The following is an 11,809-nucleotide window of genomic DNA, read 5'->3' on the forward strand; positions in this document are numbered from 1 at the left end:
AACCTAAATTCTTGTCAGCGCGGAACGTATCCGCATAAAAAAATCGGGAACACACCCGATTTCTCCTAGTTTAGCACGATAGTTTTGACTGTGCATGGCAAATTTGATTATTTTCAACCGTTCAATACATGACATGCAGAAAATACATTTTTGCTTGATAAAACATTAAGTTAATAAAATTCATAAAATTATAAATTTTATTTTTATACTCGATTAATCATATATTTAATTTAACCATAAAACTCTAAATAACGTACTTACCGCCATCTAAACTGGAGAGTTTAACTGTACAAACGAGAAAGTAATTCATAGTCTAAAATTTAGCTCAGCAGCATTAGCTGCATAAAATAACAACAGTCAATTGACTTAAAATGGTGCTGCACCTGTGAAATTTAACGACCGCACAATCTGATATTAGCAATAAAAGTCAATGTAAATATGTATTGTCCTGCTGCCTAGGGTTGCTGTTTATACTTGATTGATTCAGCCACCAAAGCAACCAATTCCGCATTTTGCAACTCAACTTGCTGTAATTTTTGACTGGTTTGATCTAAAACTTCCTGTTGGGTATGCATTTTTTTTGCAAGCTCTTGCATAATTTCGAGTGTCTTTTTTAGATTATCTTCGAGATTAGCAACTTTTTGCTCGACCGCTACACCTTCTGTCGCAGGACTTGAATCCGCATCATTAAAATGCAGCCAAATTAAAAAAATTACTGCCAAAGTCAGCAGAATAATAAATCCCCAAACTAACATCATATGCTGCTCTCTTATTCTTCAACATTTTTATCTTAGCTAAAAATAGCATGGCTATTGTAAGTATTCTATTGAATGACTTTATTATTTCGTCTTTTCATTAATACTCACATACTAAATGTATCTTTGGGGATTCTTCGTATGAAGTAGGAATACAATAAAGATAAATGCCCTCTATAAAAAAAGCGCTGAATAGCGCCTTTTTTATTTATGATTTGAAAGAATGACAAAGATCAAGCAAGCGGTTTGCATAGCCCCATTCATTGTCATACCACGCAAAGACTTTGGCATGTTTACCGACCACCATTGTTTGGTTCAAATCGACAATAAGTGAATACGGCGAATGATTAAAGTCTGAAGACACCAATGGCTCATCGGTAAAAGACATAATTTCGGCATAGTCTGTTCGTGCAGCATGAATTAAAACTTCATTAAGCTGATGATCCGTAATGGCTGACTGCGAAACAAAGCTTAGGTCAATTGCAGCAACATTAATGGTCGGAACACGAATCGAGTATCCATCTATACGGTCTTCCATTTTTGGCATCACACGTTTTAGTGCACCAAGCGCTGAAGATGTTGTCGGAATAATATTCTGTCCTGACGCACGTGCACGACGTAAATCACGATGAGCATGATCAAGTACCGACTGATCAGCAGTAACAGCATGAATCTCAGTCATGAGTGCCGTATCAATTCCAAAAGCATCATCAATAATTTTAACCAATGGCACCAGTGCCTGTGTGGTACAGGACACACTCGAGATAATCTGATCTGTCGCTTTTACTTCATGCTGATTTACACCATAGACAATCGCAGCATCGACGGTATCAAATGGTGCAGCCCCAATAATCACGCGCTTAGCGCCGGCTTGAATATGCTGTGTTGCAGCCTCTCGAGAACGGAACAAACCCGTACATTCCAGCACAACATCTACATTTAACTCTTGCCACGGCATATTGGCAGGTTGTGCCTCACAGAGCACTTCAACTTTGAGCTGCTGTGCGCCACATATTGCATGTAAGTAAACATGCTCTTGATCATAACTTAAATCGGCCTGACCAGGAAAACGACCATGTGTAGTGTCGTATTTAAATAAATGTAATAAGGTTTCTACATCGGCAACATCATTAATCGCAACAATTTCAAAATTAAAATCTTTTGGATTCTCAAACCATGCACGTAGTACATTGCGTCCGATTCGCCCAAAACCATTAATTGCGATACGTTGCATACTGCCTCTGTATATTCAATATTTATAAATTAAGTCCTGTTATTTTAACGGATTTAAGCGATTCAGATTGCTATATTTCTATACCTTTCTTAAATTTGCTTTGATCTTTAGTATAATAACGTTGCTACAACATTTTTAGTACAATAACTGTAATAAAGCTCAACCAACTAGCCTTGTATTTTCAAAAATTGAAAATGAGGATTCTGACTGTATGCCATTTTTAACCAAACTAAAGAATCACATTCCTAGTTTATCCGTTTTCCAACTCTCTTTACTTCTTTCGCTTTGGTTAGGAATTGGGCTGAATGTCAGTTTCTATCTTAAACTGAAAAGTCTGACCCCTTATGTTGGGCTGAAATCCTTTTTCTTCATTTTATCAGCCGTTATTATTGTGGTTGCAGCCTACCATTTAATTATGCAACTGCTCTTATGGCGTTTTACCACTCGTCTGTTTGCGGTCATTTTTATCTTTTTAGGCGGCATGAGCAGTTATTTTGTGTCGAGTCTGGGCATTATCATTACCCCTGATCAAATTCAAAATGCCATGCAGACTGACACCAAAGAAAGTTTGGATTTATTGTCATGGCCGCTTATACAGTGGTTTGTCTTGTTTGTCATTCTTCCGATTGCAGTTGTATCTAGCGTTCAGATCAAACCAACTGAGCTCAAAAAGCAGCTCTTGTATAAAGTCATTCATATTTGCTTGTCTTTCGCACTGATTCTCGGCTCACTGTTTGTTTTTTACGTCGATTACGCAGCGATTTTTAGAGAACACCGCGAATTAAAAGGCATGATTTCTCCTCAGAATGTCATTGCTTCAACAACCTCTTATTATCGCAAAAAATCACCTCGAAAAGATTTACCACTCGTACCTTATGGGACTGATGCACATCTGATTCGAAATGCCAGTGTGTCAGATAAACCTAAGCTCATGGTACTCGTAGTCGGTGAAACAGCACGTGCAGAGAGTTTTTCGCTCAATGGTTATGCTAAAAACACCAATCCACAGCTCTCTAAGTACGATGTTATTAATTTCACCAATGTCAGTAGCTGCGGCACAGCCACCGCAGTTTCACTGCCTTGCATGTTCTCAGGCATGCAACGTCGCAATTACGATGAAAAATTAGCGTCACACCGTGAAGGTTTACTCGATATTGCACAACGTGCAGGCTATAAAGTCACATGGATTGACAACAATTCAGGCTGCAAACGCACGTGTGACCGTGTTGAAGAATATAAAATTCCCGAAGCCCTACGCAAAAAATGGTGTGATGCAGACAATGAATGCTTTGATGAAATCTTAGTCGATACACTGCAATACTACTTGAAAAATATTGATCCCGAAGACCGATCTTCACGCTTGATTGTATTACATCAAATGGGGAGTCATGGACCTGCTTACTACAAGCGATCCACGGAAAAATTCCAGCCATTCCAGCCAATGTGTAAGTCAAAAGCGATTCAAGGATGCAGCCAACAGGAGTTAATAAATGTCTACGATAACTCTATTGTGTATACAGATCATGTATTAAGCCAAACCATTCATACCCTGCAACAACTTTCCAACTATCAAACTGCATTTTGGTATTGGTCGGATCACGGTGAATCTACGGGTGAGCATGGGCTATATTTACATGGTGCGCCTTATCGAATTGCGCCGAGCCAGCAAACCCATATCCCAATGCTGATGTGGTTCTCACCTGCATGGCAGCAAACACATCAAGCTCAACAGACTTGTTTAGCCCAAAGTAAGCACAAAGAAATCAGCCATGATTATTTATTCTCGACTGCATTATCTTTACTTGATATCAGAACTGAAGCTCATCATGCCGAATATGACTTACTCCATTCCTGCCCCACTCAAACACCACTAATTAAAGCTGAAGCTGAGCCACAAGCGGCTACAGCACAGATGACAGGATAATTTTATATCAATGATCTGTACTCATTGTGTGGGAGGAATCTACTTACAGCAGAAATTTTAATTTTGTGACAGATTATTGGATCCAAAATGAAGCTTAAATTAAGTTAAGCTTCATTTTAAAAATCTATAAATTGCTGACCTTTTGGTCAAAATTGTAGATATTTTATCAACGTCCTGTCTCACAATTTTATTATTAAGTACAGCCTTACACTGACGAGCCACAACAGACGACTCAGGATTCTTTAATTTCGCCTAAAAATCATTGGTCGATTAGGGTTTTTCCGTTATAATTTGGCGTTTTTTATTATTTAAGCCCGCACTACAGCAGAGAACATTATTCTTATGAGACTGTAGTGCTTTTGCCAAATCAGACATTAATGGAGAGACTTGGTTGTGAGTACTCGTTTTATGACATCAGCTGAAATTCGCGAAGCTTTTTTAAGCTACTTTGAATCGCAAGGGCATACACGTGTCGCGTCGAGTTCTCTAGTACCTGCCAACGACCCAACTTTGTTGTTTACCAACGCAGGTATGAACCAGTTTAAAGACTGTTTCTTAGGTCTAGAAAAACGTGATTATGTTCGTGCAACATCTTCACAAAAATGTGTCCGTGCAGGCGGTAAACACAACGACTTAGACAACGTTGGTTATACAGCGCGTCACCATACCTTCTTTGAAATGTTAGGTAACTTCTCATTTGGTGACTATTTCAAACAAAATGCGATTAAATTTGCCTGGGAATTTTTAACAGGCGACAAATGGCTTGCGCTTCCTAAAGATAAACTTTACGTGACTGTGTACCACACAGATGACGAAGCATTCGACATTTGGCATAAAGAAGTCGGTTTAGATGCCAGCCGTATCATCCGTATTGGTGATAATAAAGGCGAAAAATACGCATCTGACAACTTCTGGGCAATGGGCGATACAGGTCCTTGTGGTCCATGCTCTGAAATCTTCTATGACCACGGTGATCACATTTGGGGTGGCCTACCAGGTACGCCTGAAGAAGATGGCGACCGTTTCATTGAAATTTGGAACAACGTCTTCATGCAGTTCAACCGTACTGCTGATGGCGTGCTTCACCCGCTTCCTGCACCTTCTGTTGATACCGGTATGGGCTTAGAGCGTATTTCTGCAGTTCTACAACACGTAAACTCAAACTACGAAATCGATCTATTCCAAAACTTGTTGAAAGCTGCGGCTGAAATTATCGGTTTAGACACTTCTGAACTTGAAGCAAAAGCTAAAGCTGAAAACAAACCAGTTGAATACCCTGCATCTTTAAAAGTAGTTGCTGACCATGCGCGTTCATGCTGCTTCTTGATCGCAGATGGCGTCAACCCTTCAAACGAAGGCCGTGGTTATGTGCTTCGTCGTATTATCCGTCGTGCAGTACGTCACGGTAACAAATTAGGTGCGACTGGTTCATTCTTCTACAAAATGCTTCAACCTTTAATTCAAGAAATGGGCGCTGCTTATCCTGAACTTGAAGCGAATAAAGCACGCATCGAAGCTGCTTTATTGAAAGAAGAAGAACAATTTGCCAAAACACTTGAGCAAGGTTTGAAATTGCTTGAAGGCGAATTGGCTCACCTCAAAGGTTCAGTGATTCCAGGTGAAACCGTATTTAAACTTTACGACACTTACGGCTTCCCAACAGACTTAACTGCCGACATCGCACGTGAACGTGATTTAACCATTGACGAAGCTGGCTTTGAAGTTGAAATGGCCGCTCAGCGTCAACGTGCACGTGATGCAGGTAAATTTGCTGTTGACTACAACTCTATTGTGAAAGTTGAAGGCGAAACTCAATTTGATGGCTATGACGCAACTCAAGGTCAAGGTCAAATCGTTGCAATCTATAAAGATGGCGAGCAAGTTGACGAAGTCGTTGAAGGCGATGAAGCATTAATCGTACTCAGCCAAACACCGTTCTATGCAGAAAGCGGTGGTCAGATTGGTGACACAGGTATCTTCAAAAACGAAACAGGTATTTTTGAAGTTCAAGACACCAAAAAATCTGGCGGTGCATTTGTACACCAAGGCATCGTGACTATGGGTAGCTTAAAAGCAACTCAGTCTGTGGAAGCGATTGTAAAAGCAGACATCCGTGCTGCAACTGCGCGCAACCACTCAGCGACTCACCTTCTACATGCTGCCCTTCGCCAAGTCTTGGGTTCACACGTACAACAAAAAGGTTCATTGGTCGCATCTGACGTTTTACGTTTTGACTTTGCCAATGACCAACCGGTGTCTTTCGAACAACTTCAAGAAGTTGAACGTTTGGTTAACCGTGAAGTGATTGCTAACACAGCAGTAACGACTGAGCTACTTGATATCGAATCTGCGAAAGCAAAAGGTGCGATGATGTTGTTCGGTGAGAAATACGGTGAAGAAGTTCGCGTACTGTCTATGGGTTCAATCATTGAAGAGAAAAACTTCTCGATCGAGCTTTGTGGTGGTATTCACGTAAAACGTACTGGTGACATCGGTCTGTTTAAAATCACTTCTGAAGGTGGTGTTGCAGCAGGTGTACGTCGTATTGAAGCAGTCACAGGCACAAAAGCAATTGAAGCTGCACAAAAACTTGATCGTGACATTCATGCGATTAACGATGTGCTTAAAGCGCAAAAAGACCAAACTTTAGAAAAAGTAGAAGCTTTAGCGCATACAGCATCTAGCCTGCAAAAACAAATTGAACAGTTGAACCAAAAACTCGCTAGTTTCCAAGCTGCTGAGCTTTTAAGCCAAGTTCAAGACATTGCAGGTCGTAAGACTTTAATTACCACTGTTCAAGGTGTCGATGCGAAATCACTTCGCAACTTACACGACGGTGTGAAATCGAAGTTAGACAATGCTGTCATCGTGATTGCTGCTGTGGATGGTGACAAAATAGGCTTAATTGCTTCTGTTGCCAAAGAGTTTACAGCTGCTGTTAAAGCGGGCGACATCATCAAACACTTAGGTCAAGAACTTGGTGGTAAAGGTGGTGGTAAACCTGATATGGCGCAAGGTGGTGCACCATATAGCGACAAACTTGCGCCTGTAATGGCGAGCTTAAGCGACTGGTTAGCAGCTAAATAAGGTTTTTATATTGCCAAAGTGAACAGGATGTGAGGGTCTCATCCTGTTCATTGTATAAAAGCCAAACACTTGTTAAGTTTGGTCTCATTTTTTAGTGAAGCTAAACCAATGACATGATAATAATGATGGAGTCTTGCAAAATCGTTCATCTTTGAATTTTGCAGACATAGTATCTCTCTTTCAGTTCAGCCTATTTTAGGTTCAATTGACAAGTTGCGTGGTATGTTGAAGCCGTTCCAAAGACGACTTCAAGTAAGTAGAAGTGTTTTAAGTCAGATGACTTATTTACTTGGTAAGGATAGTTATGGCATTAATCGTTCAAAAATATGGCGGTACTTCAATGGGTACTCCCGAGCGCATTTTAAATGTTGCTCGTCGTGTAAAGCGTTGGCATGACCACGGCCACAAAGTTGTAGTGGTTGTATCAGCAATGAGTGGCGAAACCAATCGTCTACTTGCTTTAGCTAAGGCCATTACCGAAACCCCAGACCCACGTGAACTCGATCAAATGGTGTCAACTGGGGAACAAGTAACGATTTCTATGCTTGCGATGTCGCTCAACTCAATTGGTGTTGAAGCTAAATCTTTAACTGGTCGCCAAGTGGGTATCCGTACTGACAGCGCTTTTACCAAAGCACGTATCGAATCAATTGATACTGACGTATTGACTGAAAACTTAGATGCTGGCCGTGTCATTGTTGTTGCAGGTTTCCAAGGCTTCGATGCCGACGGTAATACCACAACATTAGGTCGCGGTGGTTCAGATACTTCAGGTGTTGCACTTGCTGCTGCTCTTAAAGCTGACGAATGCCAAATCTACACAGATGTAGACGGTGTTTATACCACTGACCCACGCGTTGCACCAAAAGCTAAAAAAGTGGACCGCATTTCATTTGAAGAAATGCTTGAAATGGCATCACTTGGTTCTAAAGTCCTTCAAATTCGTTCTGTAGAATTTGCAGGTAAATACCAAGTACCACTTCGTGTACTCTCTAGCTTCGACAATGACAACGATGGCGCATTTGACGAAGACTTCAAGAAAAATGTCGGAACTCTAATTACTACTGAATCGGAAGACAATATGGAACAGCCAATTATTTCTGGTATCGCGTTTAACCGTGACGAAGCTAAATTGACTATTTTAGGTGTGCCTGACCTACCTGGTATCGCATCTAAAATCTTAGCCCCGATTGGTGCTGCGAATATCGAAGTCGATATGATCATCCAAAACGTAGAAGAAGATGGTACGACTGATTTCACATTCACGGTAAACCGTGGTGAACTTGCTAAAGCAAAAGCAATTCTTGAAGCAACAGCGAAAGAAATCAATGCCCGTGAAGTTGCAACACGTGATGACATCGTTAAAGTGTCTATCGTAGGTGTGGGTATGCGTTCACATGCTGGTGTTGCAAGCAAAATGTTCACTGCACTTGCAGATGAAGGCATTAACATTTTGATGATTTCAACCTCAGAAATCAAAATCTCTGTGATTATTGAAGAAAACTACCTAGAGTTAGCAGTACGTTCGTTACACACTGCTTTTGGCTTAGACCGTGAATCTGGTGTATCTAGCGCACGTGCTTAAGCCTTAAAAATTGTAAAATAAGGTCATTGTCAGACAGTATTTTGCAAAACTCTACAAAAAATCAGAGCCACTATAGTGTTTTTTATAGTGGCTCTGTTATATTAGCCTTGAGGACTTATAGAAAATTGCGATAGTTCATCTTAACCATGACGGTGACAGGTCTCTATCAAAGTTTTTTTTGTGATTTCAAATTTGTTTCACCATTAATTATTAAATTTAAAACGTTTGCAGGTTTTGCATTTTGCAAGGAGATAAACATGCTGATTCTGACTCGACGTGTCGGAGAAACATTAATGATCGGAGACCAAGTCAGCGTGACTGTACTTGGTGTTAAAGGTAATCAGGTCCGTATCGGTGTGAATGCACCTAAAGAAGTCTCTGTACACCGTGAAGAAATTTATCAGCGCATTCAACATGAACGTGCTATGCATGAACATCTTCAGCATCTTGATCAAGACTATCAACCTTCTTTTGAAGATGATAATCAAACACAGAACGACTTTAATCGTTGATTCTGTAAGAAATAAAGCGGCTTCTAGGCCGCTTTTATTTTGCTTAATAATTTAGATTCATGCTCTATAGCGCTAAATCTTGCTGTACTTGCGCAGCTGCCAAAGCATTACGCACCGGTCCAAAACTACGACGATGCTCATCAATCACGCCATATTGAGCAATCGCTTCAAAATGTGCTTTGGTTGGATAACCCTTATGCTTAGCAAAGCCATATTGAGGATACTCCACATCAAGCGCCAGCATTTGATGATCACGTGTTACCTTCGCCAAAATACTGGCTGCAGAAATTTCAGCATGTAGCGCATCCCCACCCACTACAGCCTCAGCACTAATGGTTAAATTTGGAATCAGCTTGTTGCCATCAATTAAAACATGCTCTGGTTGTATCTCAAGTGCTTCAATCGCACGTTTCATCGCAAGCAAAGATGCTTGTAAAATATTTAGCTCATCAATCTCTTTTACAGAACTTTCCGCGATTGCCCAAGCTAGTGCCTTTTCTTTAATTTCGACGAAAAGTTTTTCACGTTTTTTTTCAGTCAGTTTTTTAGAATCGTTTAATCCTTCTATAGGATTATTCGGGTCTAAGATCACTGCTGCTGCTACGACAGAACCAACCAGTGGTCCACGCCCTGCCTCATCTGTACCTGCGATTCGCATGACTATCCTCTCAAATAAAAACGACTCAAAATGCTGACATTTTGAGTCGTAAATTCATATTAAAAAATGAATTAGTTTTTCAATGTATCGACTACACATGCATTTAATGTAGAAGTTACAACTTTAGAGATTAATGTCGCTTGCGAAGTTTTATCCATTGCGGCAACTACTAAGTCAGCAGCAGTGATGCTTGTAGTTGCTTTCTCGCCTACACATGAGCACACTTCAGTTTGTAATTCTTGTTTTTGAGTTTCAGTTAATAATTTTGAACCAGTTTTCCAATACGTATTATTGTTCAACTCAGTCACACACTTCGCTTGCACACCCACTTTTACAGCCATCATAGCTAAGCTGTTTGTTGTATTCGCAGCTGTACCTGTAGTTGTACCAGTTGTTGACACACAAGCGGTTAAAGCTAAAGTTAAAGGAGCAAGAACTGCGATTAATTTTTTCACGTGAGTATCCCATTGAGTGATATGAAATTATAAGCGGCTATTGTGCCTAAATTTGAAATATTTAGAAATAGTTTATTGAAGCCAATCTAAATTACATATCAAAGCGAGGTTTTGGATTGAAAGGATTTATACTGATCAGGGCTTCACATGCTTTTCGATTAAACAACCTCTTAGGCTATTCATCACCGCTTGCCTAACGACTTGATTTTTAGTGTCTTCATCAATGGTGGCTTTTAACAACGTTTTTGCTGGCACATTTTTTAACGCATGCTCACCAATACAACTGCATACTTCATCTTTTAATTTAGACTTATTATTTTCATGCATAAAATAAGTCGATGCCTTCCAAATTTTTGAATCATTCAATTCTGAAGTACATTGATATTCAATGACAGGTTTTAAAACCTTCTGAGTCATTGTCATCTGGCCAGATGCAAGACTAGTGATGAGTAAGGTTAAAAGTAGTAATCCGTATTTCATAGCAATTTCATTTCACAACATTAAAAAAGGTGGACCAATGTCCACCCTTAGTGGAATGAATTTTACACCAAATTTTCAATCAGGTTGATCCATTTTTGTTTTTCTTCTTTAGCAATAAATGACGCCTCAAAAGAGTTTGCCGAAAGTTGCTTTAACTCTTCAGATGTTAGCGCTAAGGCATCCGCAATCGCAATAAAGTTATCATTCATATAGCCACCAAAGTATGCAGGATCGTCAGAATTCACGGTCACATGCACACCTTGTTGCAGCAAACGACGAATATTATGTTCCGCCATATCATTCACCACACAAAGCTTTAAATTTGATAATGGGCATACTGTCAGTGGCATTTTTTCCTGAATTAGTCGCTGCATGAGCTGAGGATCTTCTTCTGAACGCACACCATGATCAATACGATTTACGTGCAGTAAATCTAAGGCTTCCCATACATATGCAGCAGGACCTTCTTCTCCAGCATGTGCTACGACAAGAAAACCTTCTTCACGAGCTTTTGCAAATACACGTTCAAACTTAGAAGGCGGATGCCCCATTTCACTTGAATCTAGACCGACCCCAATGATGAGATCTTTATAAGGTAATGCCTGCTCTAGAGTTTCAAATGCAGCGTCTTCACTTAAGTGACGTAAGAAACACATGATCCAGTGGGTAGAAATACCAAGTTTTTGCTGCGCATCCTGACTTGCACGAGTTAAACCCTGAATTACCACATCAAAAGAGATTCCACGATCCGTATGGGTTTGTGGATCAAAGAAGATTTCTGTATGAACCACATTATCTGCCGCACATTTTTCAAAGTATGCCCAGGCTAAATCATAGAAATCTTGTTCATGAATCAGGACATTCGCCCCTGCATAATAAATATCTAAGAACGACTGTAGATTATGAAAGTTATACGCCTGTTTAACTTCTTCAATAGACTTGTAAGGAATTGAAATATTGTTTCGCTGTGCAATGGCGAACATGAGTTCTGGCTCAAATGTTCCTTCAATATGTACATGCAACTCAGCTTTTGGTAATGCTTTAATTAATGCAAGTTGGCTCATTCACAGTCCTCAAAAAATTAAAATAATAAAAAAGGGCGTAAACTCAGTTTACACC

At 40.0% G+C, this 11,809-nt stretch carries 10 protein-coding genes; 4 read left to right on the forward strand and 6 right to left on the reverse strand.

The features are described from left to right. Nucleotides 1–455 precede the first annotated feature (455 nt). Complete coding sequence (locus tag A3K93_RS07540; protein ID WP_067730376.1) at nt 456–758, reverse strand: hypothetical protein; 303 nt, start codon at nt 756–758, stop codon at nt 456–458. Nucleotides 759–963: 205 nt separating this feature from the next. Then, nucleotides 964–1,989: a type I glyceraldehyde-3-phosphate dehydrogenase gene (locus tag A3K93_RS07545; protein ID WP_067730380.1), complete on the reverse strand. Its 1,026-nt coding sequence runs from the start codon at nt 1,987–1,989 to the stop codon at nt 964–966. A gap of 211 nt (nt 1,990–2,200) precedes the next feature. Here A3K93_RS07545 and A3K93_RS07550 point away from each other — a divergent pair, with 211 nt between their 5' ends. The 4 genes from A3K93_RS07550 (at nt 2,201) to csrA (ending at nt 9,097) form a co-directional block, all read left to right on the forward strand. Continuing rightward, complete coding sequence (locus tag A3K93_RS07550) at nt 2,201–3,913, forward strand: phosphoethanolamine transferase (protein WP_067730382.1); 1,713 nt, start codon at nt 2,201–2,203, stop codon at nt 3,911–3,913. 393 nt (nt 3,914–4,306) lie between these two features. Further along, complete coding sequence (alaS, locus tag A3K93_RS07555) at nt 4,307–7,000, forward strand: alanine--tRNA ligase (RefSeq protein ID WP_171255059.1); 2,694 nt, start codon at nt 4,307–4,309, stop codon at nt 6,998–7,000. A 304-nt stretch (nt 7,001–7,304) separates the two neighbouring features. Continuing rightward, complete coding sequence (locus A3K93_RS07560; RefSeq protein ID WP_067730386.1) at nt 7,305–8,585, forward strand: aspartate kinase; 1,281 nt, start codon at nt 7,305–7,307, stop codon at nt 8,583–8,585. A gap of 257 nt (nt 8,586–8,842) precedes the next feature. Next, nucleotides 8,843–9,097 (forward strand): carbon storage regulator CsrA, encoded by a 255-nt coding sequence (csrA, locus tag A3K93_RS07565; RefSeq protein WP_067731699.1) that lies wholly within the window; start codon nt 8,843–8,845, stop codon nt 9,095–9,097. Nucleotides 9,098–9,161: 64 nt separating this feature from the next. On the opposite strand, the gene rnhB is transcribed toward csrA, so the two are convergent. The 4 genes from rnhB to A3K93_RS07585 form a co-directional block, all read right to left on the reverse strand. Continuing rightward, entirely contained in the window at nt 9,162–9,755 is a 594-nt protein-coding gene (gene rnhB / locus A3K93_RS07570; protein ID WP_067730388.1) for a ribonuclease HII, read from the reverse strand. Nucleotides 9,756–9,826: 71 nt separating this feature from the next. Next, complete coding sequence (locus A3K93_RS07575; RefSeq protein WP_067730390.1) at nt 9,827–10,210, reverse strand: hypothetical protein; 384 nt, start codon at nt 10,208–10,210, stop codon at nt 9,827–9,829. Nucleotides 10,211–10,345: 135 nt separating this feature from the next. Beyond that, the gene (locus tag A3K93_RS07580; protein ID WP_067730392.1) at nt 10,346–10,690 is read right to left on the reverse strand and encodes a hypothetical protein; all 345 of its coding nucleotides are present in this window, start codon (nt 10,688–10,690) and stop codon (nt 10,346–10,348) included. A gap of 62 nt (nt 10,691–10,752) precedes the next feature. Beyond that, nucleotides 10,753–11,754, reverse strand: coding sequence for an adenosine deaminase (locus A3K93_RS07585; RefSeq protein ID WP_067730394.1), 1,002 nt, complete (start codon nt 11,752–11,754; stop codon nt 10,753–10,755). Between the last annotated feature and the right edge of the window lie 55 nt (nt 11,755–11,809).

Source organism: Acinetobacter sp. NCu2D-2, assembly GCF_001647675.1.
GTDB lineage: Bacteria > Pseudomonadota > Gammaproteobacteria > Pseudomonadales > Moraxellaceae > Acinetobacter.